Origin of the sequence: Nocardioides cavernae (assembly GCF_013410035.1) — a bacterium.
Classification (GTDB): domain Bacteria; phylum Actinomycetota; class Actinomycetes; order Propionibacteriales; family Nocardioidaceae; genus Nocardioides; species Nocardioides cavernae_A.
Genome location: NZ_JACCBW010000002.1, coordinates 290,728 through 315,413 on the forward strand (window position 1 = coordinate 290,728; position 24,686 = coordinate 315,413).

Genomic DNA, 24,686 nt, shown 5'->3' on the forward strand with positions numbered 1-24,686 from the left:
CGCTCGTGCGCCGGGCGCGCCGGATGGACCGCATCCTCGCCGAGACCTATCCCGACGCCAGGGCCGAGCTCGACTTCACCAACCCCTTCGAGTGCCTGGTCGTCACGGTCATCTCCGCGCAGACCACCGACCGGCGGGTCAACGCCGCCAGCCCGGCGCTCTTCGCGGCCTACCCCACGCCCGAGGCGATGGCCGCCGCGCCCCGCGAGCACATGGAGCAGCTGCTCGGCCCGCTCGGGTTCTTCCGGCAGAAGACCGACTCCCTGCTCAAGCTCAGCCAGGCCCTCGTCGACGACTTCCACGGCGAGGTGCCGGCCCGCCTCGACGACCTCGTGAAGCTCCCCGGGGTCGGGCGCAAGACGGCCAACGTCGTTCTCGGCAACGCCTTCGACAAGCCCGGCATCACCGTCGACACCCACTTCGGCCGGCTGGCCCGCCGCTTCGGCTGGACCGAGGAGACCGACCCGGTCAAGGTCGAGCACGCCGTCGGGGCGCTGTTCCCCAAGCGTGACTGGACGATGCTGTCCCACCACCTCATCTGGCACGGCCGCCGCCGCTGCCACGCCAAGAAGCCCGCCTGCGGCGCCTGCCCGATCGCGAAGCTCTGCCCGTCCTTCGGCGCCGGCCCGACCGACCCGATCGAGGCGGAGAAGCTGGTCACCACCCAGGGCCCCGCATGAGGAAGCTCCTCCTCGCGGTGACGCTCGTCGTGATCGTCGCGGTCGGCGCCCTCGCCTGGTCGTCGATGGGCACCGACGGCCGGGTCGACGTACGCCCGCCCGACGTCGACGTCGACACCCCCGCGCTGCGGGAGGCGAAGGCGCGGATCGGGATGGCCGACTGCGAGCCCGGATCCGGTGCCCCGGTCGGCGGCGGGCTGCCCGAGCTGACCCTCCCGTGCCTCGGCGGCGGTCCCGACGTGGACCTGGCGTCGCTGCGCGGGCCGATGGTGATCAACCTGTGGCAGGCGTTCTGCGAGCCGTGCCGCGACGAGATGCCGGCGCTCGAGGCCTTCCACCAGCAGCACGCCGACGAGGTGGCCGTGGTCGGCATCGACTTCAACGACGTCAACCCGACCGGCGCGATGGCGCTCGCCGAGGAGACCGGCGTGACCTACCCGTCGATCGCCGACCCGGGCGGTGACCTGATGGCCGAGGACGCCTTCGCGATCGCCCGCCGCGGCCTGCCGGCCTTCGTCTTCGTCGACGCCGACGGCGAGGTCGTCGGCCAGCACTCCGGCGGCGTCGACTCCGTCCGCGAGGTCGAGGAGCTCGTCGACACCTACCTCGGGATCCGCCTGTGAGCGAGCGCCACCCGGGGGCCGAGGGCCTGCCCGGCTGGCTGCAGCCGGTGGTCGACGCCGCGAGCACGATCACCGTCCGCGAGCTCACCCAGTTCATGGCGCCGGAGGGCAGCGACCCCCGGCGCGGTGCCGTGCTGATGGTCTTCGCCGACCGCGAGGCCGATCGCGAGGCCGGTCCCGGTGCCGACGCCAGCGCGCCCGACGACCTCGCCCACCGCGGCGAGCTGCTGCTGACCGAGCGCAACCACCACATGCGCTCCCACCCCGGGCAGGTGTCCTTCCCGGGCGGGTCGCTCGACCCGGGGGAGACGGCCGAGCAGGCGGCGCTGCGCGAGGCGTACGAGGAGATCGGGCTCCAGCCCGCGGAGGTCCAGGTCTTCGGCGAGCTGCCCGAGCTGTGGCTGCCGCCGAGCAACTTCGCGGTGACGCCCGTCCTGGGCTACTGGCGCGAGCGCGGCGAGGTGCGGATCGAGAGCCCCGAGGAGGTCCACGAGATCCACCACGTCGCGATCGCCGACCTGCTCGACGCGGACAACCGCATCAGCGTGCGCCACCCGAGCGGCTGGACGGGCCCGGGGTTCCTGATCGGGCCCCAGCGCGACGTGATCCTGTGGGGCTTCACCGCCGGCATCATCGCCCGCCTGTTCTCCTACCTGGGCTGGGCGGGCGACTGGGACCGGGCGCGGGTGCGTGACCTGCCGGACCACATGCTGCAAGGTGTCCCCAGGAACACGGACCTGGCACCCGACACCAAGCTCGAGGAGTAGTGCAGTGAACGTCCTCGACTGGTGCCTCGTCGCGCTGGTGGGGATCTATGCCCTCTCGGGCTACTGGCAGGGCTTCATCACCGGCGCCTGCGCCACGGCCGGGCTGCTGCTCGGCGGCCTGGGCGGCATCTGGCTCGCCCCGCTCGCGCTCGGCGACGCCGCGCCGTCGATCTGGGTCTCGCTGGGTGCCCTCTTCATCGTGATCATGTGCGCGTCGCTGGGCCAGGCGGTCCTGCAGTACGCCGGCGCGCGGATCCGCGACCGGATCACGTGGCAGCCGATCCGCGCCGTCGACGCCGTCGGCGGCTCGGCCCTCAGCGCCGTCGCGGTCCTGCTGGTCGCCTGGGCGCTCGGCGTCGCGGTCTCCGGCACCCGGATCGGCGCCGTCACCCCGCTCGTACGCGACTCGACGGTCCTCGCGAAGGTCGACCAGACCCTGCCGGCCGACTCCGGCAAGGTGCTGCAGGCGTTCAACAACGTCGTCGGCACGACGTTCTTCCCCCGCTACCTCGAGCCCTTCGCCCCCGAGCGGATCGTCGCGGTCAAGCCGGGCGACCCGCGGATGCTCACCGACCCCGACGTCGTGGCGGCGCAGGACAGCGTGGTCAAGGTCCGCGGCTCCAACGGCTGCGGGAGCGGTGTCGAGGGGACGGGGTTCTTCTACGCACCCGGCCGGCTGATGACCAACGCGCACGTCGTCGCGGGCGTGACCCGACCGGAGGTCGAGGTGGGCGGCTCGTCGGTCACCGCGTCGGTCGTCCTCTACGACGCCGACCTCGACATCGCGGTGCTCGCGCTGCCCGAGACCGGCACCCCGCACCTCGCGTTCGACACCGAGGCCAAGCCCCGCGACGCGGTCGCCGTGCTCGGCTACCCCGAGGACGGGCCGTACGACGTCGAGTCCGGCCGCATCCGCTCCGAGCAGCGGCTCCGCTCGCCGGACATCTACGGCGACGGCACCGTCATCCGCCAGGTCTACTCGCTCCGGGCGCTGATCCGTCCGGGCAACTCCGGTGGACCGATCGTGACGTCGGGCGGCGACGTGGCCGGGATGGTCTTCGCCGCCTCCGTGAGCGACAAGGACACCGGCTACGCGCTGACCGCCGCCCAGGTCGCGGAGTCCGCGGCGGCCGGCGTCACGAGCCAGGCGCCGGTCGACACCGGCAGCTGCGTGCGGTGATCTAGCCCTTGCCCTTGAGGGCCTGCGGGATCTGCTTGCCCTGCTCGATCGCCCGCTCGGGCGCCTTGACCTTCTTGACCTGCTTGACCCCGACCAGTGCCAGGACGGCCGCGATCAGGACGTAGAGGGCGAAGACGATCAGGAAGGCCCAGTGCAGGTCGAGGCCGCTGCCGTTCCAGTGGATGAAGTAGGCGATCGCCACGGACAGCATGATGATCGCGAGCAGGCCGAGGAACGCGGCGCCCGCGAACAGCCCGATCCCGAGGCCGCCGTGCCTGACGCTGACCTTGATCTCGCTCTTGGCGAGCTGGATCTCCTTGGAGATGAGCGTCGAGATGTCTCGCTGCGCGTCCATGACGAGCTTGCCGAGCGTCGGGTCCGTGTCATTGACGGGTTCGTGAGCCACGTCCGCGACCCTACCAACGCGTCATCGGGGTCCACCTCACCGTCTAGAGTGGTCTGCAGGTGAGCCGGGAAGTCTGGTCGGCCCGCGGCGCGACGCCGCGGTGACCGCTGTCCCGACCCCCGCGAAAGGCGCCGCCCCATGGCCTCGTCCCGCACGCCCCAGGATCCCCGCCCCGACGACGACGTCTGGCGGAGCGGCCCGGTCTACATCGCCAGCGACAAGCCCCTCGCCCGGCTCGTCGCCCGCCCGGTGCGCGAGTTCCTCCGGGTCGAGGCCGCCGGCTCGCTGCTGCTGATGGCGGCGGCGGTCGTCGCGCTCGTGTGGGCCAACAGCCCGTGGGCGTCGTCGTACGACGCGCTCTGGCACGCGCACCTGACGCTGGACGTCGGCCCGCTGCACCTCGACGAGTCGCTCCAGCACTGGGTCAACGACGCCCTGATGGTGGTCTTCTTCTTCGTCGTCGGGCTCGAGATCAAGTACGAGCTGGTCAACGGCGACCTGCGCGACCCCAGGACCGCCGCGCTCCCGATCATCGCCGCGGTCGGCGGGATGCTCGTCCCCGCCGGGATCTACCTAGCCCTGAACCCTCCGGGCAGCGACGGCGGTGGCGGGTGGGGCATCCCGATGGCGACCGACATCGCGTTCGCGGTCGGCGTGCTCGGCGTACTGGGCCGCCGGATCCCGTCGGCGGCCCGGCTGTTCCTGCTGACGCTCGCGATCGTCGACGACATCGGCGCGATCCTGGTGATCGCCGTCTTCTACACCAGCGACCTGTCGCTGGGCTGGCTCGCGATCGCGGTCGGCCTGCTCGTCGCGATGCTCGTGGCGCAGCGGCTGCGCATCTGGGCGGTCGTCCTCTACGTGGTCCTGGGCGTCGGGGTGTGGTTCGCCCTGCTCGAGTCGGGCGTGCACGCCACCCTCGCCGGCGTCGCCATCGGGCTCCTCGCCCCCGCGACGCCGCTCCTGCGCGAGGAGGTCGCGCGCACCCATGCGCGCGACGCGCTCCGTGACAACGTCCTCGACCCCGATGAGCTCGCCAAGCTGCGGTTCCTGCTCAAGGAGTCGGTGTCCGTCGTCGAGCGGCTCCAGGCGACGCTGCACCCGGTCTCGGCGTACGTCGTCCTCCCGGTCTTCGCGCTCGCCAACGCCGGCGTCGAGCTGGGCGCGATCGGCGAGGTGTTCACGGCCCCGGTCGGCCTCGGCATCGTGCTGGGGCTGGTGCTCGGCAAGCCGGTCGGGATCTTCCTGGCCTCCTACGCCGCCGTACGCCTGGGGCTGGGCAGGCTGCCCGAGGACACCACCTGGCCGATGCTCCTCGGGCTCGGCGCGGTCGCCGGCATCGGCTTCACGGTGTCGATCTTCATCGCCGGGCTGTCCTTCCCCGGCAGCGACCTGCTGACCGCGGAGGCGAAGATCGCGATCCTGCTGGCCTCCCTCATCGCCGCCGTCGTCGGGGTCGTCCTGCTGCTGCTCACCACCCGCTCGGCCCCTCCCCGTCGGGGTATCTAGGGACGGAATGGACGTCGATGGGGCTGTTCAGCCACCAGATCGTCCCTAGATACCCCCGGAGAGAAGGGGACAGGAGGGGTCAGTCCTCGGCCGGAGCGGAGGACTCCTTGTCCTTGATCAGGTCCATGACCGTCGAGTCGGCGAGGGTGGTGACGTCGCCGACCTCGCGGTGCTCGGCGACGTCCTTGAGCAGGCGGCGCATGATCTTGCCGGAGCGGGTCTTGGGCAGCTCGGGCACGACCATGATCTGGCGCGGCTTGGCGATCGCGCCGATCTCCTTCGCGACGTGCTTGCGGAGCTCCTCGACGATGTCCTCGCCACCGTCGCCCGCCGAGTCGCGGAGGATGACGAAGGCGCAGACCGCCTGGCCGGTGGTCTCGTCGGCCGCACCGACGACGGCGGCCTCGGCGACCTTGGGGTGCGACACGAGGGCGGACTCGATCTCGGTGGTGGACAGCCGGTGGCCGGACACGTTCATCACGTCGTCGACGCGGCCGAGGAGCCAGATGTCGCCGTCGTCGTCGAGCTTGGCGCCGTCGCCGGCGAAGTAGAGGCCCTCCCAGCGCGACCAGTAGGTGTCCTTGAACCGCTGGTCGTCGCCCCACAGGGTGCGCAGCATCGCGGGCCACGGCTCCTTGAGGACGAGGTAGCCGCCGTTGCCGTTGCCGACCGACCTCGCCTCGTCGTCGACCACGTCGGCGGAGATGCCGGGCAAGGCCTTCATCGCCGAGCCGGGCTTGCCGGCGGTGACGCCGGGCAGCGGGCTGATCATGATCTGGCCGGTCTCGGTCTGCCACCAGGTGTCGACCACGGGGCAGCGGTCGCCGCCGATGACCTCGCGGTACCAGACGTAGGCCTCGGGGTTGATCGGCTCGCCGACCGAGCCGAGCAGGCGCAGCGACGACATGTCGTAGCCGTCGGGGATCTCGCGGCCCTGCTTCATGAAGGTCCGGATCGCGGTCGGCGCGGTGTAGAAGATCGTGACCTTGTAGTCCTGCACGATCTGCCACCAGCGGCCCTTCTCGGGCGTGCCCTCGTACATCACCTGGGTGGCGCCGTTGGCGAGCGGGCCGTAGACCATGTAGCTGTGGCCGGTCACCCAGCCGACGTCGGCGGTGCACCAGTAGACGTCGGTCTCCGGCTTGAGGTCGAAGACCTCCCAGTGCGTGAACGACGTGCCGGTGAGGTAGCCGCCGGTGGTGTGCAGGATGCCCTTGGGCTTGCCGGTGGTGCCGGAGGTGTACATGACGTAGAGCGGGTGCTCCGAGTCGTGCATCTCGGGCTCGTGGTCGGCGGAGGCGCCGTCGACGGCGTCGTGCCACCACACGTCGCGGCTGTCGTCCCAGTCGACGTCCTGGCCCGTACGCCGCACGACGAGGACGTTGCGCACCAGGTCGCCGGTCTTCGCGACTGCCTCGTCCACGGCGGGCTTCAGCGCGGACGCGGCGCCGCGGCGGTAGCCGCCGTCGGAGGTGATGACGACGTGGGCCTCGCAGTCGGTGATGCGCGAGGCGAGGGCGTCGGCGGAGAAGCCGCCGAACACCACGGTGTGGGGGGCGCCGAGACGGGCGCAGGCAAGCATCGCGACGACGACCTCGGGGATCATCGGCATGTAGATCGCGACCCGGTCTCCCTTCTTCACGCCGAGCTCGGTCAGCGCGTTCGCGGCCTTCGAGACCTCGTCCTTGAGCTGGGCGTAGGTGATGTCGCGGGTGTCGTCCTCGGGCTCGCCGACCCAGTGCAGGGCCACCTTGTCGCCGTTGCCGGCGTCGACGTGGCGGTCCACGCAGTTGACCGACGCGTTGAGGGTGCCCCCGACGAACCACTTCGCGAAGGGCGGGTTCGACCAGTCGAGGACCTGGTCCCACTTCTGGCCCCAGTCCAGCCGCTCGGCGGCCTCGGCCCAGAAGGCCTCGCGGTCGGCGTCGGCCCGGTCGTACGCCTCGGCCTTGACGTTGGCGTTCTCCGCGAGGTCCGCGGGCGGCTCGAAGCGACGGTCCTCGGACATCAGGTTGGACAGGGTCTGCTCGGACAAGGCTCTCTCCTCGGAGGTGACGCTGGGGTGCGGGCAGTGCTGCTGGTGCGGTGCTGGTGGGGGGTGGTGACGACCCCCTCGCCGAACCTACTCCGGCTCGGCGAGGGGGTCACCGGGGATCAGTGCTGCGACGCCTCCTCGGCGCCGGCGCCGGTGAGGGCGCGGACCTCGAGCTCGGTGAAGCGGTCCTCGGCAGCCGGCTCACGCGAGGTGACGGTGCCGATCCAGCCGAGCAGGAAGCCGATCGGGATCGAGATGATGCCCGGGTTGTTGAGCGGGAAGATCGACCAGTCGCTGTCCGGGAACAGCGACGTCGGCAGGCCCGACATCACCGGCGAGAAGAACACCAGGCCGACCGCGGCGATGAGGCCGCCGTAGATGCTCCAGGTCGCGCCGCGGGTGTTGAAGCGCTTCCAGAACATGTTGAAGATGATCGACGGCAGGTTGGCCGAGGCCGCCACCGCGAACGCCAGCGCCACGAGGAACGCGATGTTGAGCCGCTGCGCCGGGATGGACAGCGCGATCGCGATCGCGCCGATGACGAAGGCGGCGATCCGGGCGACCTTGACCTCGTCCTTCTCCGTGACCGCCTGGTCCTTCTTGATGACGCCCTTGTAGAGGTCGTGCGCCACCGAGGAGGAGCTGGCCAGGGTGAGCCCGGCGACCACCGCGAGGATCGTCGCGAAGGCGACCGCGGCGATGAGCGCCAGGAGGATGGCGCCACCGGTGGACCCGTCACCACCGCCGACCGCCTCCGCGAGGAGCGGGGAGGCGAGGTTCTGGTTGCCGCCCTCGAGCGGGTCGACGGCGCTGCGGTCGAGCAGGGCCGCGGCACCGAAGCCGAGGACGAGGGTCATCAGGTAGAACGCGCCGATCAGGCCGATCGCCCACAGCACCGACTTCCGCGCGTCCTGCGCGGTCGGGACGGTGTAGAAGCGGATCAGGATGTGGGGCAGGCCGGCGGTGCCGAGCACGAGGGCCAGGCCGAGCGACAGGAAGTCGATCTGCGAGGTCAGCGTGGCGCCGTACTGCAGTCCGGGCTGGAGGAACGCCTCGCCCTTGCCGGAGTTCTCCGCGGCGGTGCCGAGGAGGTCGGAGAGGTTGAAGTTGAACTTCGCCAGCACCAGCAGCACGATCAGCGCCGAGCCGATCATCAGCAGCACGGCCTTGACGATCTGGACGTAGGTCGTGCCCTTCATGCCGCCGACGACGACGTAGAAGATCATCAGGGCGCCGACGCCGATGATGGTGAAGTTCTTGATCGCCTGGCTGTCGACGCCGAGCAGCAGCGCGACGAGCGAGCCCGCGCCGACCATCTGGGCGAGCAGGTAGAAGATCGAGACGACGACGGTCGAGATGGACGCGGCCGTGCGCACCGGGCGCTGGCTCATCCGGAACGCGAGCTGGTCGGCCATCGTGTAGCGGCCGGCGTTGCGCAGCATCTCGGCGACCAGCAGGAGCGCGACGAGCCACGCCACGAGGAAGCCGATGGAGTAGAGGAAGCCGTCGTAGCCGTAGACCGCGATGGCACCCGAGATGCCGAGGAACGAGGCGGCGGACATGTAGTCGCCGCCGATCGCGAGACCGTTCTGGAAGCCGGAGAACGATCGGCCGCCGGAGTAGAAGTCGGCGGCCGTCTTGGTCTGGCGGCTCGCCCAGAAGGTGATGCCCACGGTCGCCGCGACGACGGTGAGGAACAGGAACGTGGTGAGGACCTGGGTGTCCATCAGGCGTCACCCCCTGCGCGGTACTCGGCGTCGAGCTGGCGGGCCAGCGGGTCGAGCTTCTGCGCGGAGTAGCGGGCGTACATCCAGGCGATGCCGAAGGTCGTCACGAACTGCAGCAGGCCGAACACGAGCGCCACGTTGATGTGGCCCACGACCTGCGTCGACATGAAGCCGCCGGCCCAGTTGGAGAGGATGACGTACAGCAGGTACCAGACGAGGAACGCAGCCGTCGCGGGGAACACGAAGCTGCGGTAGCGGCGCCGCAGCTCGTTGAACTCGGACGAGGCGTGCAACCGGTCGTAGATGGGATCGTGGCGTGCGGCCTGGTCGGGCTCTGTCACGGATCGCGTCCTTCCTCTGCGGTGAGGCGTGGCATGGATGGCCACGGGTGTGACCGCCGTCACCGTGACACCGGTCACGTGCGGTGCGGGAGTGGGGCGTGCGCCCGGCTCGGCCGGTGGGCGCCGCTCGTCGCTCAACGGTCGATGTCGTACGACGAGCGGTCGCGCGTGCCCACCTGCGGGTGGCCCGAGACCGCGCCGGGTGGAAGGTCGTTGCGTCGCCCTGCAAGAGTGGCGGGCATGGAGCAGCGAACCCTCGGCAGGACGGATCGGCCGGTCTCGGTCGTCGGGCTCGGCACGTGGCAGCTCGGCGCCGACTGGGGCGAGGTCGGCGAGGACGACGCCCGCGCGGTGCTCGAGGCCTCGGCAGAGGCCGGCGTGACGTTCTACGACACCGCCGACGTCTACGGCGACGGTCGCAGCGAGCAGCTGGTCGGGCGCTTCGTCGCCGACCACGCCGACGCGGGCTTCACGGTCGCCACCAAGATGGGCCGCAGGGCCGAGCAGGTGCCGGCGAGCTACGTCGAGGAGAACTTCCGGGCCTGGCTCGACCGCTCGCGCCGCAACCTCGGCGTAGACACGATCGACCTCGTGCAGCTGCACTGCCCGCCCAGCGAGGTCATCGACGACGACGCGACCTACGACGTGCTCGACCGCCTCGTCGAGGAGCGCGTCATCGCGGCGTACGGCGTCAGCGTCGAGACCGCCGCGCAGGCCCTCAGCGCCATCGCGCGCCCGCACGTCGCCAGCGTCCAGATCATCCTCAACGCCTTCCGGATGAAGCCGCTCGACGAGGTGCTGCCCGCGGCCGCCGAGGCGGGCGTCGGCATCATCGCCCGGGTGCCGCTGGCGTCCGGCCTGCTGTCGGGCAAGTACGGCCTCGACACCGAGTTCGCGGAGGACGACCACCGCAGCTACAACCGCGACGGCAGCGCCTTCGACGTCGGTGAGACCTTCTCGGGCGTCGACTACGCCACCGGTGTGGACGCCGCGCAGGAGTTCGCCCGGCTCGTCGCCGACAGCGGTCTCGACGTCACCCCGGCTCAGGCGGCCATCGCGTGGGTGGCCCAGCAGCCCGGTGTCACCACGGTGATCCCCGGCGCGCGCAACACCGACCAGGCTCGCTCCAACGCGGCCGCCGGTGAGGTCGGTCCGCTGCCCGAGCCGCTCCTCGACGCCGTCGCCGACCTCTACGACCGACGCATCCGCGAGCAGGTGCACGGACGCTGGTGACGCGCCCGCGATGAACGGCTCGCGCTGACGCAGGGCGTACGACGCGTACCCTCCCGACCATGACGGAGCGCAGGCGGCCGCCCACGATGGCAGACGTCGCCGCCCGTGCCGGGGTCTCGCACCAGACGGTGTCGCGGGTGCTCAACGACATGCCCGGCGTGCGTGCCGCGACCGCCGAGCGGGTGCAGCAGGCCATCGACGAGCTCGGCTACCGGCGCAACCTGTCGGCCCGTCTGCTGGCCTCGACGCGCTCGCGCACCATCGGTGTTGCGACGTGGGGCAACAGCCAGTTCGGCCCGCAGCAGGTGCTCCTCGCGCTCGACGACGCCGCGCGCCAGTCGGGCTACCGCCTGGTGACGACGACCCTGCGCACGATGACCGAGCAGGGCACCCGCGCGGCCGTGGAGGAGCTGCTCGAGCAGGGCGTCGAGGCGGTCGTGCTCGTCATCCCGCACGAGACGGTGCTGCGCTTCGCGACCGAGGTCGACCTCGGCCTGCCGACGCTCGTCGTCGAGGGGGACCTCTCGCGTACGCCCCTCACCGCCGGCGTCGACAACGTCGAGGGCGCCGCCATCGCCACCCGGCACCTGCTCGAGCTCGGCCACACCACGGTGTGCCACGTGGCCGGCCCGCCCGGGTGGAGCGAGGCCCGGGCCCGCGTCGAGGGCTGGCGCATGGAGCTCGAGGCCCAGGGCCGCCCCGTCCCGCCCCTGCGCTGGGGCGGCGACTGGAGCCCGCGCAGCGGGTACGAGGCCGGCCGCAGCCTGGCCCGCGACCCCGAGGTCACGGCCGTGTTCTGCGCCAACGACCAGATGGCGATGGGGGTCATCGCGGCCCTGCGCGACGCCGGCCGCACGGTGCCGGACGACGTGTCCGTCGTCGGCTTCGACGACCTCCCCGAGTCGGCCTACATCGATCCTCCACTGACCAGCGTCCGGCAGGACTTCGACGAGCTCGGCCGCCGCGCGATGGGCCTCGTCGAGCGGGTGCTGGCGGGGGAGCCGCGGCCGTCCGCGGACCTGGTGCCGACCACCCTGGTCGTACGCCGCTCGACCGCTGCGCCGCGCTGATGCGGCCCGGCTGAGGGGGCCGTCCGGGCCGTCCACTTCCCCACATGAGCGGCCACATGGTCGCTCATGTGGGGGCATGCCGGGGTCCAGGCGACCACATCGGGGTCCCAGTGGCGCTTGCGTCGCCCCCGACCGGCGAGCGGACCGAACGGCGTACGCACCGCGCGTGGCAGGCGTACGGCCGGGGCGGGGCGGCTCGTTCGGTCCGTCGGCCGGTCGGAACACCGCAGGCCGGCGGTCGGCCGCCGTGCCGAGCACCTGCGGATTGGATCGTTCACATGACCGGCCCTTGACTTCGCTGGATGTGAGCGCTCACACTCCTGCATTGTGAACGCTCACATATGACGGGCGTCACAGAGAGGATCGACATGGCAGCGCAGCCCCGACTCGTGGTCGGCGTGGACTTCGGCACGTTGTCCGGCCGGGCCGTGGTGGTGCGGGTCGAGGACGGTGCCGAGCTCGGGGCCGCGACGCACGACTACGAGCACGCGGTCCTCGAGCGGACGTTGCCCGACGGCACCGCCCTCGGACCCGACTGGGCGCTGCAGGTGCCGGCCGACTACGTCAGCGTCCTGCGCCACGCCGTGCCCGCCGCCGTCGCGGCCGCCGGCGTCGACCCGGCCGACGTCGTCGCGATCGCGACCGACTTCACCGCCTGCACGATGGTCCCGACCGACGCCGACGGCACGCCCCTCAACGAGCTGCCCGGCCTCGACGGCGAGCCGCACGCCTACACCAAGCTCTGGAAGCACCACGCCGCGCAGCCGCAGGCCGACCGGATCAACGAGCTCGCCGCCAAGCGGGGCGAGGCGTGGCTGAGCAGGTACGGCGGGCTGATCTCCTCGGAGTGGGAGTTCGCCAAGGCGCTGCAGGTGCTCGAGGAGAGCCCGGAGGTCTACGACCGGATGGCCCACTGGGTGGAGGCCGCCGACTGGATCGTCTGGCAGCTCTGCGGCACCTACGTCCGCAACGCCTGCTCGGCCGGCTACAAGGGGATCCTGCAGGACGGCACCTACCCCACCCGGGAGTTCCTCACCGAGCTCAACCCCGACTTCGCGGACTTCGTCGGCGACAAGATCGACCGCCCCATCGGCGCCCTGGGCACCGAGGCGGGCCGGCTGACGGCAGAGGCCGCCGGGTGGACCGGCCTCCCGGAGAACATCGTCGTGGCCGTCGGCAACGTCGACGCCCACGTCACCGCGCCGGCCGCGCAGGCGACCGCCCCCGGCCAGCTCCTCGCCATCATGGGCACCTCGACGTGCCACATCATGAACGGCGAGGTCCTGCGCGAGGTCCCCGGCATGTGCGGCGTCGTCGACGGCGGCGTCACGCCCGGCCTGTGGGGCTACGAGGCCGGCCAGTCGGGCGTCGGCGACATCTTCAACTGGTTCGTCACCACGCAGGTCCCCGCGTCCTACGTAGCCGAGGCGGAGGCCCGCGGCCTGTCGGTCCACGAGCTCCTGACCGAGAAGGCCGCCGCGCAGCCGGTCGGCGCGCACGGGCTCGTGGCCCTCGACTGGCACTCGGGCAACCGCTCGGTCCTGGTCGACCACGAGCTCACCGGCCTGGTCCTGGGCCAGACGCTGGCGACGACGCCCGAGGACGTCTACCGCGCGCTGGTCGAGGCCACCGCCTTCGGCGCCCGCACGATCGTGGAGGCGTTCAACGACGCCGGCGTGCCGGTCGAGGAGTTCGTCGTCGCCGGCGGGCTGATGAAGAACCCCATGCTCATGCAGGTCTACGCCGACGTCCTCGACCTGCCGCTCTCCACCGTCCGCTCCGCCCAGGGGCCGGCGCTCGGCTCGGCGATCCACGCGGCCGTCGCGGCGGGGGAGTACGCCGACATCCACGCCGCGTCGCAGGCGATGGGCCGCGTCGACCGGGCCGTCGTCACCCCGATCCCCGAGAACGTCCGCGCCTACGACGCGCTCTACGCCGAGTACACGCAGCTCCACGACCACTTCGGTCGCGGCGGCAACGACGTGATGCGGCGGCTCAAGGCGATCCGCCGTCGCGCACTGGAGGGCAGCCGCTCATGACCGCGATCCGCGACGACGTACGCGCCGAGGTCCGCCGCCTGCAGGCCGAGGTGGCGCAGCTGCACGCCGAGCTCACCCGCTACGGCCTGGTGATCTGGACGGCCGGCAACGTGAGCGCGCGCGTGCCCGGCGCCGACCTCTTCGTCATCAAGCCGTCCGGGGTGTCCTACGACGACCTCACCCCCGACGCGATCGTGGTCTGCGACCTCGACGGCGGGCTCGTCGAGGGCGACCGCGCCCCCAGCAGCGACACCGCGGCGCACGCCTACGTCTACCGCCACCTGCCCGAGGTCGGTGGGGTCGTGCACACCCATTCGACGTACGCCACCGCGTGGGCCGCGCGCGGCGAGCCGATCCCGTGCGTGCTGACGATGGCCGCCGACGAGTTCGGTGGCGAGGTGCCGATCGGGCCCTTCGCGCTGATCGGTGACGACTCGATCGGGCAGGGCATCGTCGAGACGCTGGCCCGCAGCCGCTCGAAGGCGGTCCTCATGCAGAACCACGGCCCGTTCACCGTCGGCACGGACGCCCGGTCCGCGGTCAAGGCCGCGGTGATGGTCGAGGACGTCGCGCGCACCGTCCACGTCGCCCGGCAGCTCGGGGAGCCGCTGCCGATCGCGCAGCACCACGTCGACTCCCTCCACGACCGCTACCAGAACGTCTACGGCCGGACCGGCCCGCAGGCCCGGACCGCCACCCAGGGGGCACCTCGATGACGCAGCAGATCTGGTTCCTCACCGGGAGCCAGCACCTCTACGGACCCGAGGTCCTCGACCAGGTGACCGACCACAGCCGGGTCATCGCCGACGCCCTGGCGGCATCGGACGACGTGCCGGTCGAGGTCGTCCCCAAGCCGGTGCTGACCGAGACCGACGCGATCCGCCGCGCGCTGCTCGACGCGACGGCCGACGACGACTGCATCGGCGTCATCGCGTGGATGCACACCTTCAGCCCCGCCAAGATGTGGGTCACCGGTCTCGACGCGCTGCGCAAGCCGCTGCTGCACCTGCACACGCAGGCGCACCAGGAGCTGCCGTGGGCGACGATCGACATGGACTTCATGAACCTCCACCAGGCCGCTCACGGCGATCGCGAGTTCGCCTCGGTGCAGACCCGCATGGGCGTCTCTCGCAAGACGGTCACCGGCCACGTCGACGACCCGGACACCGCCCGCCGCATCGGCTCGTGGGCTCGCGCGGCCAGGGCGGCCGCCGCGATGCGCGGGATGCGGCTGGCCCGCTTCGGCGACAACATGCGCAACGTCGCCGTCACCGAGGGCGACAAGGTGGAGGCCGAGCGCCGCTTCGGGGTCTCGGTCAACACCTGGGGCGTCAACGACCTCGTCGCCGTCGTCGACCAGGTCGCCGACGCGGAGGTCGACACCCTCGTCGAGGAGTACGCCGACCTCTACGACGTCGCGCCCGAGCTGCGCGCCGGGGGCGAGCGCCACGACTCGCTGCGCTACGGCGCACGCATCGAGCTCGGCATGCGGTCCTTCCTCACCGACGGCGGCTTCACCGCCTTCACCACCAACTTCGAGGACCTCGGCGGACTGCGCCAGCTGCCCGGCCTCGCCGTGCAGCGCCTGATGGCGGACGGCTACGGCTTCGGCGGCGAGGGCGACTGGAAGACCAGCGTCGTGCTGCGCACCCTCAAGGTGATGGCCGAGGGACTGCCCGGTGGCACGTCCTTCATGGAGGACTACACCTACCACCTGGTCCCCGGCGAGGAGAAGATCCTCGGCGCCCACATGCTCGAGGTCTGCCCCAGCATCGCCGTGGGGCGGCCCAGCCTGGAGATCCACCCGCTCGGCATCGGCGGCCGGGAGGACCCGGTACGCCTGGTGTTCGACGCGACGCCCGGCGACGGGGTCGTCCTGGGCCTGGCCGACCTCGGCGACCGGTTCCGGTTCGTCGCCAACGAGGTGGAGGTCGTCGCGCCCGACGCGCCGCTGCCCCACCTCCCGGTCGCCCGCGCGGTGTGGCGACCGGCCCCCGACCTCAGGACGTCGACGGAGGCCTGGCTGACCGCGGGCGGTCCGCACCACACGGTGCTGTCCACCGCCCTCGGCCCGGAGCACCTCGACGACCTGGCAGAGATCACCGGCACCGAGCTGGTGCTGGTCGACGCCGACACCACCATGCGCGGGCTCCTGAAGGAGCTGCGGTGGAACGCGGCGTACCACCGGTTGGCGCAGGGCTTCTGATGGAGTCGCGCGGCCTCGAGGCCGGGACGGACCCGGCCTCACGCACAGTGGAATGGAGAAGGTGCATGCGCAAGCTACTCACCACCCTCGTTGCCGGCGGCCTTGCGCTGTCCCTTGCCGCGTGCGGTGGGGACGACGACTCGGCGTCGGGCGGCAGCGACGGCGGCGGCAAGGGCACGATCGGCGTCGCGATGCCGACCAAGTCGTCGGAGCGCTGGATCGCCGACGGCAACAACATCAAGGAGCAGCTCGAGGCTGCCGGCTACGACGTCGACCTCCAGTACGCCGAGGACGACATCCCGACGCAGGTCTCGCAGGTCGAGAACATGATCACCAAGGGCGTCGACACCCTCGTGATCGCGGCGATCGACGGCACGGCGCTCGGTGAGGTCCTCTCCACGGCGGAGAGCCAGGACATCGACATCATCTCCTACGACCGGCTCATCCGGGACTCGGACGCGGTCGACTACTACACGACCTTCGACAACTTCCAGGTCGGCGTGCTGCAGGCCGAGTCGCTGGTGACGGGCCTCGAGGAGCGCGGCAAGCCGCCGTACAACGTCGAGCTGTTCGCGGGCTCGCCCGACGACAACAACGCGACCTTCTTCTGGGACGGCGCCATGTCGATCCTGCAGCCCATGATCGACTCCGGCGACATCGTCGTGCCCTCCGGCCAGACGGAGTTCGACCAGGCGGCGATCCTGCGCTGGGACCCGGCGACGGCCCAGAAGCGCATGGAGGACATCCTCACCAAGACCTACTCCTCCGAGACCGTCGAGGGCGTCCTGTCGCCCTACGACGGGCTGTCGCTCGGCATCATCGCCGCGCTCCAGGGCAACGGCTACGGCGGCGGGGGCAAGGACCTCCCGGTCGTCACCGGCCAGGACGCCGAGGTCCAGTCGGTGAAGTCGATCCTCGCCGACGAGCAGTACTCCACGATCTTCAAGGACACCCGTGAGCTCGCCGAGGTGACCGTCGACATGATCGTGGCGCTCGGCAACGGCGACGAGCCGGAGGTCAACGACACCGAGACCTACGACAACGGCGTGAAGGTCGTGCCGTCCTACCTCCTCGACCCCGTCGTGGTCTACAAGGACGACGTCCAGTCGGTGCTCGTGGACTCGGGCTACTACACCGAGGACGAGCTGAAGTGACCCTGCACCACTGAGCACCGCGGGCGGGCCCGGCGACCCCGGGCCCGCCCCCGGCACCACCCCGGCACACCCCGACACACCCCGACACACCCCGACACACCCCGAGTACCCCCAGGAAGGTCCTCATGGCCCCACCGATCCTCGAGATGCGCGGCATCACCAAGAGGTTCCCCGGCGTGCTCGCGCTCTCCGACGTCACCCTGAGCGTGGAGCGCGGTGCGATCCATGCGATCTGCGGCGAGAACGGCGCCGGCAAGTCGACGCTGATGAAGGTGCTGAGCGGCGTCTACCCGTACGGCTCCTACGACGGCGAGATCGTCTTCGAGGGCCAGCCGGTGGCGTTCTCGAACATCCGCGAGAGCGAGGCCGCGGGGGTGGTGATCATCCACCAGGAGCTCGCCCTCATCCCCGAGCTCTCGATCGCGGAGAACATCTTCCTCGGCAACGAGACGTCGAAGCGGGGCGTGATCAGCTGGGACGAGGCCAACCACCGTGCCATCGAGCTGATGGCCCGCGTCGGCCTGCGGGAGAACCCGCTGACCGCGGTCAAGCACCTCGGCATCGGCAAGCAGCAGCTCGTCGAGATCGCCAAGGCGCTCAGCAAGGAGGTGCGGCTCCTGATCCTCGACGAGCCGACGGCCGCGCTCAACGACGACGACTCCTCGCACCTGCTCGACCTGCTCAAGGGCCTGCAGGGCAAGGGCATCACCTCGATCATGATCAGCCACAAGCTCAACGAGATCGAGCGCGTCGCCGACGCCATCACGATCATCCGCGACGGGCGCACGATCGAGACCCTCGACGTCGGCTCCGGCGACGTCGACGAGGACCGCATCATCCGCGGAATGGTCGGCCGCGACCTCGAGCACCGCTTCCCCGAGCACGAGCCGTCCATCGGCGACGTGCTGTTCGAGATCAGCGACTGGACCGTCATGCACCCCCAGGACCACGGCCGCGTCGTCATCCGCGACGCCGGGCTGTCCGTACGACGGGGGGAGATCGTCGGCATCGCAGGGCTGATGGGTGCCGGGCGCACCGAGCTGGCGCGCAGCATCTTCGGGCGCTCGTACGGCAGCCGGACCCAGGGCACGATGCGCCTCGACGGTCGGGAGGTGCAGCTCACCTCGGTCACGGCTGCGATCAAGGCCGGCATCGCGTACGTCAGCGAGGACCGCAAGGGCCTCGGCCTCAACCTGCTCGACGACATCAAGACCTCCGTCTCGGCGGCCGCCCTCGACAAGCTGCGTCGCGGGCTCACGGTCGACGAGCGCGAGGAGGTCGTGGTGGCCGAGCGCTACCGCCGCAGCTTCAACATCAAGGCGCCGACGGTGACCGCCGGCGTCGGCAAGCTCTCGGGCGGCAACCAGCAGAAGGTGGTGCTGTCCAAGTGGATGTACACCGAGCCCCGGCTGCTGATCCTCGACGAGCCCACGCGCGGCATCGACGTCGGCGCGAAGTTCGAGATCTACGGGATCATCCAGTCGCTCGCGCGCGAGGGCAAGGGCGTCCTGGTGATCTCGTCCGAGCTCCCGGAGCTGCTCGGGCTCTGCGACCGGATCTACACGCTCGCCGAGGGCGTGATCACCCACGAGTTCGACCGTGAGGAAGCGACCCAGGAGTCCCTCATGCGCCACATGACCACGGACGCCCGGTAGGAGAACCGATGAGCACGTTGACCCACATCCTGCGCGGCAACATCCGCCAGTACGGCATGATCATCGCCCTCGCGGCGATCGTGCTGCTGTTCCAGTTCCTGACCGAGGGCGTGCTGCTCAAGCCGCTCAACGTCTCCAACCTGGTCGTCCAGAACGCCCAGATCCTGATCCTCGCGATCGGGATGGTGATCGTGATCGTGGCCCGCCACATCGACCTTTCGGTCGGCTCGGTGGCGGCGTTCGTCGGCGCGGCCGGCGCGATCATGATGACCAGGTACGACGTCCCGTGGTTCCTCGCGGTGCTGCTCTGCCTGGCGCTCGGGGCGCTGATCGGCGCCTGGCACGGCTTCTGGGTGGCGTACGTCGGGATCCCCGCGTTCATCGTCACCCTCGCGAGCATGCTGCTGTTCCGCGGCCTGACACTGGTCGTGCTGGACGGCGCGACCGTCGGGGGCCTGCCGGAGAACTTCAAGAAGATGGGCAACGGGTTCCTGCCCGAGGTCGGCCCCGACACCGACCTGCACAACCTCACGATGCTCATGGGCATCGCCGGCGTCGCGATCATGGTGTTCCTCGACCTCCGCAGGCGAGCGGCTGCCAAGCGCTACAACTTCGAGGTCCTGCCGTTCCCGCTCTTCGCGCTCAAGCACGTCGTGCTCGGCGCGGTGATCATCCAGTTCACCTACCTGATCGCCGATGCGCGCGGCCTCCCGATCGTCGGGCTGATCCTCTTCGCGCTCATCGCGATCTACACGTTCGTCATGTCGCGCACCGTCCTCGGCCGGCACGTGTACGCCATCGGCGGCAACGTGGACGCCGCGACCATGTCGGGCGTCAACACCCGGCGCGTGGACTTCCTCGTGATGACCAACATGGGCCTGCTCGCGGGTCTCGCCGGTCTCGTGACGACGGCTCGCCTGACCGCCGCCAACCCCAAGGCCGGCGTCAACTTCGAGCTCGACGCGATCGCCGCCTCGTTCATCGGCGGCGCTGCCGTGACCGGCGGGGTCGGCACCGTGATCGGCGCGATCATCGGCGGCCTGGTGATGGGCGTGCTCAACAACGGGATGTCTCTGATGGGCGTCTCGATCGACTGGCAGCAGGCGATCAAGGGCCTGGTGCTGCTGGCCGCCGTCGCGTTCGACGTCTGGAACAAGAAGCGCACCAGCGCCAGTGGTGGCGCCGGCGCCGAGCAGACGGAGACGACGCCACCGCCACCGGACGAGCTGGTCGAGGAGATCGAGCAGCGCGAGGCCGCGGACGTCGGTCCACCGGGGAGCAGCGGGGCGCGCTGACCGCACCCGAGGCGGAACCCGGGCCTTGACCTCAGGTGCACCTCACCCCGGAGGATCGGTCCATGACCGACGCACCGCCCCTCGTCCAGGAGCTCCGGATCAGCCTCACGGTGGCGGACTTCGACGCAGCCGTAGGCCTCTACCGCGACGCGCTGGGGCTGCCCGAGGTGGCCGACTGGAGCAGCGACGCCGGCCGCGTGCTGCTCCTGGACGCCGGGCGCGCGACGCTCGAGCTCTTCGACGAGCGGCAGGCGGCGATGGTGGACGACCTCGAGGTCGGGCGGCGGGTGTCGGGGAGCGTGCGCCTCGCGCTGCAGGTGCCCGACGCCGAGGCCGCCGCCGGAGCGCTCGTCGCCGCCGGTGCCACCGCGGTGGCACCGGCGGTCGTCACGCCGTGGGGCGACCGCAACGCCCGGGTCGCGGCGCCGGACGGGATGCAGCTGACCCTCTTCACGCTGGGCGAGGAGTCCTGATCATCCACATCGTCGGGTCGGGCAGCGGGCCGAAGCCAAAGCCGGAGTAGACCTGGTGCGCGTCCCTCGTCGCCAGCAGGGTGCGGGGGATGCCCAGCTCGTCGAGCGCGTCGATGACCGCCGCCACCAGGCGCGTGCCCAGGCCACGGCCGCGGTGCGGGCGGTCGACGTACACGTCGCAGAGCCAGGCGAAGTTCGCATGGTCCGTCACGACGCGGGCGTACGCCACCTGCCGCCCGTCGGCGTCGAAGGCGCCGAAGTTGAGCGAGTGCTCCGCTGCGGTGGCGACGGCCTCGCGGCTGCGGCCGAGCGACCAGTACGCGTCGGTGCTCAGCCAGTGGTGGACGAGGTCGAGGTCCATGTCGGCGAGGTCGGTGCGGAGGTCGTGGTCGCTCATGCGGACGATCCTCTCCGGGTCGGGTGCGGTCGGCGCAGGGAGTCCGGCAGCAGCCGGGCGCCCGCACCGTCCTCCGCGTGCACGTCGTCGGGGTTGGAGAAGGCGCACGAGCGGAGGCTCAGGCACCCGCAGCCGATGCAGCCGTCGAGGCCGACCTTGAGCCGCTGGAGCGCGGCGATCTGCTCGTCGAGGCGACGGCCCCAGTGCCTGGAGATCCGGTGCCAGTCGGCCTTGGTGGGGGTGCGGTTGCCGGGAAGCCGGCCCAGCTCGTCGCGGATCTCCTCGATGGAGAGCCCGACGTTGGACGCGGCACGGATGAAGGCCAGGCGCCGCAGCACGCTGCGCTCGAAGCGCCGCTGCCCGCCGCCGGAACGGTGGGCGTCGATGAGGCCCTCGGCCTCGTAGTAGCGGATCGCCGACGCGGCGAAGCCGCTGCGACTGGTGATCTCACCCATCGGCAGCAGGTCCCTGGCATCCATCCCGTCACACCTCTTGAACTCAAGTTCACTTGAACTTGAACCATGATGCCATGACGACGAACACGAAGGAACGGGTGGCGCTGGTCACCGGGGGATCGGCCGGTCTGGGGCGCGCGCTCTGCACCGAGCTCGCGCGTCAGGGCTGGCGGGTGGTGACCGACGGGCGGAGCGAGGAGAAGTTCACGGAGGCCGACCTGCCGGACGGGGTGACGGCCCTGGTCGGGGACCTCACCGACGCCGAGCACCGGGCGACGCTGCTCGCCGAGGTCGACGGACTGGGACGGCTCGACCTCCTGGTCCACAACGCCAGCACGCTCGGACCGCTCCCGATGCGTCCGCTGGCCGAGGTGGAGGTCGCGGACCTCGCCCACGTCTGGCGGACCAACGTCGGCGGGCCGCTCGTCCTGACGGCAGCGCTGCTGCCGAGGCTTCGCGCGTCCGACGGTGTGCTGCTCTCCATCAGCTCCGACGCCGCCGTCCAGCACTACGAGGGCTGGGGCCTGTACGGCGCGAGCAAGGCGGGGCTCGACCACGTGACGCTGACGTACGCCGCCGAGACCGGCGTCCGGGCGTACGCCGTCGACCCCGGGGACATGCGCACCGCGATGCACCAGGACGCCTCCCCGGGCGAGGACATCTCGGACCGCCCGCTGCCCGAGACCGTCGTCCCGCACCTGCTGGCACTGCTCGACGCGCGGCCGGAGTCGGGCCGCTACCGGGCGGAGGACTTCCGATGACGCTGCTCCACGAGACCCCGCGCACCCACTTCGAGGCGTCGTCCTTCGCCCCGCAGCCCGCGGAGCACCGCGGCCTCGCGCGCGACGAGGTGCGGCTGCTCGTCGCGACGCCCGACGGGTTGTCGCACGGACGCTTCCGGGACCTGCCCGACCACCTCCGCGCCGGCGACGTCCTGGTCGTGAACACCTCGGCGACCGTCGCCGCACAGGTCGACGCCGAGGTCCGCTCCGGAGCCGCCGCAGGGCCGGCCGTGCTCCACGTCGCACACCGGCTCGACGACGCCGAGGTGGTCGTCGAGCTCCGTACCGCGCCCGACGCCGCCCGCGCCGTGCTCGACGCGAGCCCCGGCGACGAGGTGCGGGTGGGGGACGTACGCCTGGTGCTCCGGTCGCCGTGGCCCGGTGACGCGTCCTCCCCGACGGGGACGGGCAACCGGCTGTGGCGCGCCGCCGTGCGTGGCGACCTCGACCGGCAGCTCGCGTGGAACGGGCGGCCGATCGCGTACGGCTACCTCGACCGCCGCTACCCGCTGGCCGACTACCAGACGGTCTTCGGGATCCGCCCCGGCAGCGCCGAGATGGCGTCGGCCGGGCGGCCGTTCACCGAGGCGCTCGTGACCCGGCTGGTCACCTCGGGCGTGCAGGTGGCTCCCGTGACGCTGCACACCGGCGTCTCCTCGCAGGAGGCGGGCGAGGCGCCCGGGCCGGAGTGGTTCGAGGTGCCCCCGTCGAGCGCGCGGACCATCAACCAGGCGCGCGAGGACGGCGGGCGGGTGGTCGCGGTCGGCACGACGGCGACCCGCGCGGTCGAGTCGTCGGTGCTCGGCCGGCACGTCGTGGCGAGCCGGGGATGGACCTCACGGGTGGTCACGCCCGCCCACCCGCCGCGCGTCGTCGACGGCCTGGTCACCGGCTGGCACGACCCGATGGCCTCGCACCTCCTGCTGGTCGAGGCCGTGGCCGGGGAGCACCTGACGCAGGCGGCGTACGACGCGGCCGTCGCAGGGGACTACCTCTGGCACGAGTTCGGCGACTCCGCCCTCCTGCTGCGACGCTGAGCGGTCATCGCCCCCGTGGGGAGGATGTGCGTCGGGCCGCAGCGGTGCAGTCTCTGCGCGTGGACCCGACGGACCGGCGCGCGCAGGCGCGCACCCTCGCCCTCACCTGGCTCGCCCTCGTGCTGGCGGTCCTCGCCGTCGGCTGGCTGATCACCGGACCCCTGGCGTCCGTCGTCGAGCCGCGCGACGACGCGTTCGAACGGTGGCTGGCCGCGCGCCGGACCCCCGCCCTCGACACCGCGGCCGCGATCGGCAGCGGCATCGCCGACACGATCATCGGGGTCGGGATCGCCACGGTCCTCGCGCTGGCGACGGCCCGGTGGACGCGGTCGTGGCGCCCGGTCGTCCACGCCGCCGTCCTGGTCGGTGGCTACCTCGCGCTCTACGTCGTGGTGACCCACCTCGTCACCCGCGACCGTCCGCCGGTGGAGATCCTCGACCCCGGCCTCGTCCCGGACCACAGCTTCCCCTCCGGGCACGTCGCGACCTCGATCGTGGTCTACGGCGGCATCGCGCTCTGGGTGGCCGCGGTCGTCCCGCGGTGGCGTCGCTGGACCTGGCCGCTCCTCCTCGCCCCTCTGGTCGTCGTCCCGTCCCGGCTCTACCAGGGCGCCCACCACCCGACCGACGTGATGAGCAGCCTCGTCTTCGCGACGGTGTGGCTCGTAGTGGTGTCCCGGGTGCTCCTCGCCGAGGACCGGCCTGTCATGGTGGAGCGATGAGCACACCCATCGTCGTCGTGACCGGAGCCAACGGACTCGTGGGCAGCCACGTCGTGTCCGCGCTCAGCGACCGGGGGGCGACGGTGCGCGCGGTCGTACGCCGCGCCGGCGCCGCTCCCGACCTCCCCGGTGTCGAGGAGCACGTCGGTGACTTCGCCGACCCCGCCTTCGCGGGGACGGTGGTGGCCGGTGCCGACGCCGTCGTCACGACGGTCCACCCGCTCGGCAGCGGTCGCGAGGACCAGCGTCGGGTGGGGCTCGACGGCACGGTGACGATCGCGGAGGCCTCGGTCACGGCCGGCGTGCCGCTGCTCGTGCACGTCTCGACGGCCGGCGTCTACGACCGGAGCCCGGAGGTCGGCGACGTCACCGAGGCCGGTGCCCTGGTGCCCGACGACTCGTCCGCCTACGGCGTGGTCAAGCGTGACGTCGACGCCGCGCTGGAGCGGATCAGCGGCATCACCCGGGTCCTGCTGCGCCCGCCCGCGATCCTCGGCGCCGGGGACTCCTCGGTCTGGAACACCGTGCGGCCGGCGCAGGTGCGCGACGACGAGTCCGAGCGGCACGCCAACCCCGACCAGAGCTTCGCGTGGGTCCACGTCAGCGACCTCGCGAGCCTCGCCGCGGACCTGGCCACCGGCCGGATGGCCCCCGCGGACGACGTCGCGCGCGGACCGCTGGCCGGCGGGTGCACCCCCGTCAACGTCGCAGCCGGACCGGCGACCCAGCGCGACTACCTCGGCGCCCTCGGCGAGGCCCTCGGGTTCGAGCCGACGTGGGACGACGGGCCCGCGTGGACCGGCCGGATCGTCGCCGACCGCGCCGCCGGGTGGGGCTGGACACCCCGCGTCGGCCTCGATGCCGCGCTCGACGAGCTGCGCGCCGGCCTGCGCTGACCCC

General features: G+C 71.7%; 24 protein-coding genes. 18 read left to right on the plus strand and 6 right to left on the minus strand.

The window, feature by feature from the left end:
- Nucleotides 1–23 precede the first annotated feature (23 nt).
- The 4 genes from nth to F4692_RS08925 are packed head-to-tail and all read left to right on the plus strand — an operon-like array spanning nt 24 to nt 3,250.
- The gene (gene nth, locus F4692_RS08910; protein ID WP_179620418.1) at nt 24–680 is read left to right on the plus strand and encodes an endonuclease III; all 657 of its coding nucleotides are present in this window, start codon (nt 24–26) and stop codon (nt 678–680) included.
- Nucleotides 677–1,303: a TlpA family protein disulfide reductase gene (locus F4692_RS08915; protein ID WP_179619327.1), complete on the plus strand. Its 627-nt coding sequence runs from the start codon at nt 677–679 to the stop codon at nt 1,301–1,303. Before nth ends, F4692_RS08915 begins: the two co-directional genes overlap by 4 nt.
- A complete protein-coding gene (locus F4692_RS08920) occupies nt 1,300–2,070 on the plus strand; it encodes an NUDIX hydrolase (RefSeq protein WP_308645228.1) in 771 nt (256 codons plus the stop codon). Before F4692_RS08915 ends, F4692_RS08920 begins: the two co-directional genes overlap by 4 nt.
- Nucleotides 2,071–2,074: 4 nt before the next feature.
- Entirely contained in the window at nt 2,075–3,250 is a 1,176-nt protein-coding gene (locus tag F4692_RS08925) for a MarP family serine protease (RefSeq protein WP_179619328.1), read from the plus strand.
- Between the two features lies 1 nt (nt 3,251).
- Here F4692_RS08925 and F4692_RS08930 read toward each other — a convergent pair whose 3' ends face one another.
- On the minus strand, nt 3,252–3,656 hold the full coding sequence (locus F4692_RS08930) for a phage holin family protein (protein WP_308645229.1): 405 nt from the start codon (nt 3,654–3,656) through the stop codon (nt 3,252–3,254).
- A gap of 138 nt (nt 3,657–3,794) precedes the next feature.
- On the opposite strand from F4692_RS08930, the gene nhaA reads away from it, so the two are divergent.
- Nucleotides 3,795–5,165 (plus strand): Na+/H+ antiporter NhaA, encoded by a 1,371-nt coding sequence (gene nhaA, locus F4692_RS08935; protein ID WP_179619329.1) that lies wholly within the window; start codon nt 3,795–3,797, stop codon nt 5,163–5,165.
- Nucleotides 5,166–5,244: 79 nt separating this feature from the next.
- On the opposite strand, the gene acs is transcribed toward nhaA, so the two are convergent.
- The 3 genes from acs to F4692_RS08950 all read right to left on the minus strand — a co-directional run bounded on the left by acs (nt 5,245) and on the right by F4692_RS08950 (nt 9,268).
- Nucleotides 5,245–7,173 carry an acetate--CoA ligase gene (acs, locus tag F4692_RS08940; RefSeq protein ID WP_218858465.1) on the minus strand — a complete coding sequence of 643 codons (1,929 nt, stop codon included), beginning with the start codon at nt 7,171–7,173 and terminating at the stop codon, nt 5,245–5,247.
- Nucleotides 7,174–7,319: 146 nt separating this feature from the next.
- Nucleotides 7,320–8,927 carry a solute symporter family protein gene (locus F4692_RS08945; RefSeq protein ID WP_179619331.1) on the minus strand — a complete coding sequence of 536 codons (1,608 nt, stop codon included), beginning with the start codon at nt 8,925–8,927 and terminating at the stop codon, nt 7,320–7,322.
- A complete protein-coding gene (locus tag F4692_RS08950; protein WP_179619332.1) occupies nt 8,927–9,268 on the minus strand; it encodes a DUF485 domain-containing protein in 342 nt (113 codons plus the stop codon). Before F4692_RS08950 ends, F4692_RS08945 begins: the two co-directional genes overlap by 1 nt.
- Nucleotides 9,269–9,508: 240 nt before the next feature.
- Between F4692_RS08950 and F4692_RS08955 the strand changes: the two genes are divergently transcribed.
- From F4692_RS08955 to F4692_RS08995, 9 genes are all read left to right on the plus strand, one after another.
- On the plus strand, nt 9,509–10,501 hold the full coding sequence (locus tag F4692_RS08955) for an aldo/keto reductase (protein WP_179619333.1): 993 nt from the start codon (nt 9,509–9,511) through the stop codon (nt 10,499–10,501).
- A gap of 59 nt (nt 10,502–10,560) precedes the next feature.
- Complete coding sequence (locus F4692_RS08960; protein ID WP_179619334.1) at nt 10,561–11,571, plus strand: LacI family DNA-binding transcriptional regulator; 1,011 nt, start codon at nt 10,561–10,563, stop codon at nt 11,569–11,571.
- Between the two features lie 368 nt (nt 11,572–11,939).
- Entirely contained in the window at nt 11,940–13,610 is a 1,671-nt protein-coding gene (araB, locus tag F4692_RS08965) for a ribulokinase (RefSeq protein WP_179619335.1), read from the plus strand.
- Nucleotides 13,607–14,326, plus strand: coding sequence for an L-ribulose-5-phosphate 4-epimerase (locus tag F4692_RS08970; RefSeq protein WP_179619336.1), 720 nt, complete (start codon nt 13,607–13,609; stop codon nt 14,324–14,326). Before araB ends, F4692_RS08970 begins: the two co-directional genes overlap by 4 nt.
- Entirely contained in the window at nt 14,323–15,816 is a 1,494-nt protein-coding gene (gene araA, locus F4692_RS08975) for an L-arabinose isomerase (RefSeq protein ID WP_179619337.1), read from the plus strand. Before F4692_RS08970 ends, araA begins: the two co-directional genes overlap by 4 nt.
- Before the next feature lie 65 nt (nt 15,817–15,881).
- Nucleotides 15,882–16,970, plus strand: coding sequence for a multiple monosaccharide ABC transporter substrate-binding protein (gene chvE, locus F4692_RS08980; RefSeq protein ID WP_179619338.1), 1,089 nt, complete (start codon nt 15,882–15,884; stop codon nt 16,968–16,970).
- A 125-nt stretch (nt 16,971–17,095) separates the two neighbouring features.
- Nucleotides 17,096–18,625, plus strand: coding sequence for a multiple monosaccharide ABC transporter ATP-binding protein (mmsA, locus tag F4692_RS08985; RefSeq protein ID WP_179619339.1), 1,530 nt, complete (start codon nt 17,096–17,098; stop codon nt 18,623–18,625).
- Between the two features lie 8 nt (nt 18,626–18,633).
- On the plus strand, nt 18,634–19,920 hold the full coding sequence (gene mmsB, locus F4692_RS08990; RefSeq protein WP_179619340.1) for a multiple monosaccharide ABC transporter permease: 1,287 nt from the start codon (nt 18,634–18,636) through the stop codon (nt 19,918–19,920).
- Nucleotides 19,921–19,982: 62 nt separating this feature from the next.
- Nucleotides 19,983–20,393 (plus strand): VOC family protein, encoded by a 411-nt coding sequence (locus tag F4692_RS08995; RefSeq protein WP_179619341.1) that lies wholly within the window; start codon nt 19,983–19,985, stop codon nt 20,391–20,393.
- Here F4692_RS08995 and F4692_RS09000 read toward each other — a convergent pair.
- Complete coding sequence (locus tag F4692_RS09000; protein ID WP_179619342.1) at nt 20,371–20,790, minus strand: GNAT family N-acetyltransferase; 420 nt, start codon at nt 20,788–20,790, stop codon at nt 20,371–20,373. The two genes, F4692_RS08995 and F4692_RS09000, sit on opposite strands and share 23 nt — an antisense overlap.
- Nucleotides 20,787–21,269 (minus strand): redox-sensitive transcriptional activator SoxR, encoded by a 483-nt coding sequence (soxR, locus tag F4692_RS09005; RefSeq protein ID WP_179619343.1) that lies wholly within the window; start codon nt 21,267–21,269, stop codon nt 20,787–20,789. The genes F4692_RS09000 and soxR overlap by 4 nt, the downstream gene beginning before the upstream one ends.
- 50 nt (nt 21,270–21,319) lie before the next feature.
- Between soxR and F4692_RS09010 the strand changes: the two genes are divergently transcribed.
- Genes F4692_RS09010 through F4692_RS09025 form a run of 4 tightly spaced genes read left to right on the plus strand, consistent with a single transcriptional unit; the run spans nt 21,320 to nt 24,682 of the window.
- Nucleotides 21,320–22,006: an SDR family oxidoreductase gene (locus F4692_RS09010; protein WP_179619344.1), complete on the plus strand. Its 687-nt coding sequence runs from the start codon at nt 21,320–21,322 to the stop codon at nt 22,004–22,006.
- A complete protein-coding gene (locus tag F4692_RS09015; protein WP_179619345.1) occupies nt 22,003–23,064 on the plus strand; it encodes an S-adenosylmethionine:tRNA ribosyltransferase-isomerase in 1,062 nt (353 codons plus the stop codon). Before F4692_RS09010 ends, F4692_RS09015 begins: the two co-directional genes overlap by 4 nt.
- 59 nt (nt 23,065–23,123) lie before the next feature.
- Entirely contained in the window at nt 23,124–23,786 is a 663-nt protein-coding gene (locus F4692_RS21775; protein ID WP_179619346.1) for a phosphatase PAP2 family protein, read from the plus strand.
- Nucleotides 23,783–24,682 (plus strand): NAD-dependent epimerase/dehydratase family protein, encoded by a 900-nt coding sequence (locus F4692_RS09025; protein ID WP_179619347.1) that lies wholly within the window; start codon nt 23,783–23,785, stop codon nt 24,680–24,682. The genes F4692_RS21775 and F4692_RS09025 overlap by 4 nt, the downstream gene beginning before the upstream one ends.
- Nucleotides 24,683–24,686: the final 4 nt, after the last annotated feature.

Coding starts and splice junctions, on each gene's coding strand:
- chvE (WP_179619338.1), top strand. CDS start 15,882: ATGCGCAAGCTACTCACCACCCTCGTTGCCGGCGGCCTTGCGCTGTCC.
- acs (WP_218858465.1), bottom strand. CDS start 7,173: ATGTCCGAGGACCGTCGCTTCGAGCCGCCCGCGGACCTCGCGGAGAAC.
- F4692_RS08945 (WP_179619331.1), bottom strand. CDS start 8,927: ATGGACACCCAGGTCCTCACCACGTTCCTGTTCCTCACCGTCGTCGCG.
- F4692_RS09000 (WP_179619342.1), bottom strand. CDS start 20,790: ATGAGCGACCACGACCTCCGCACCGACCTCGCCGACATGGACCTCGAC.
- mmsB (WP_179619340.1), top strand. CDS start 18,634: ATGAGCACGTTGACCCACATCCTGCGCGGCAACATCCGCCAGTACGGC.
- araA (WP_179619337.1), top strand. CDS start 14,323: ATGACGCAGCAGATCTGGTTCCTCACCGGGAGCCAGCACCTCTACGGA.
- F4692_RS08970 (WP_179619336.1), top strand. CDS start 13,607: ATGACCGCGATCCGCGACGACGTACGCGCCGAGGTCCGCCGCCTGCAG.
- soxR (WP_179619343.1), bottom strand. CDS start 21,269: ATGGATGCCAGGGACCTGCTGCCGATGGGTGAGATCACCAGTCGCAGC.
- F4692_RS08915 (WP_179619327.1), top strand. CDS start 677: ATGAGGAAGCTCCTCCTCGCGGTGACGCTCGTCGTGATCGTCGCGGTC.
- araB (WP_179619335.1), top strand. CDS start 11,940: ATGGCAGCGCAGCCCCGACTCGTGGTCGGCGTGGACTTCGGCACGTTG.
- F4692_RS09015 (WP_179619345.1), top strand. CDS start 22,003: ATGACGCTGCTCCACGAGACCCCGCGCACCCACTTCGAGGCGTCGTCC.
- F4692_RS08955 (WP_179619333.1), top strand. CDS start 9,509: ATGGAGCAGCGAACCCTCGGCAGGACGGATCGGCCGGTCTCGGTCGTC.
- nth (WP_179620418.1), top strand. CDS start 24: ATGGACCGCATCCTCGCCGAGACCTATCCCGACGCCAGGGCCGAGCTC.
- F4692_RS09010 (WP_179619344.1), top strand. CDS start 21,320: ATGACGACGAACACGAAGGAACGGGTGGCGCTGGTCACCGGGGGATCG.
- mmsA (WP_179619339.1), top strand. CDS start 17,096: ATGGCCCCACCGATCCTCGAGATGCGCGGCATCACCAAGAGGTTCCCC.
- F4692_RS08960 (WP_179619334.1), top strand. CDS start 10,561: ATGACGGAGCGCAGGCGGCCGCCCACGATGGCAGACGTCGCCGCCCGT.
- F4692_RS09025 (WP_179619347.1), top strand. CDS start 23,783: ATGAGCACACCCATCGTCGTCGTGACCGGAGCCAACGGACTCGTGGGC.
- F4692_RS08995 (WP_179619341.1), top strand. CDS start 19,983: ATGACCGACGCACCGCCCCTCGTCCAGGAGCTCCGGATCAGCCTCACG.
- nhaA (WP_179619329.1), top strand. CDS start 3,795: ATGGCCTCGTCCCGCACGCCCCAGGATCCCCGCCCCGACGACGACGTC.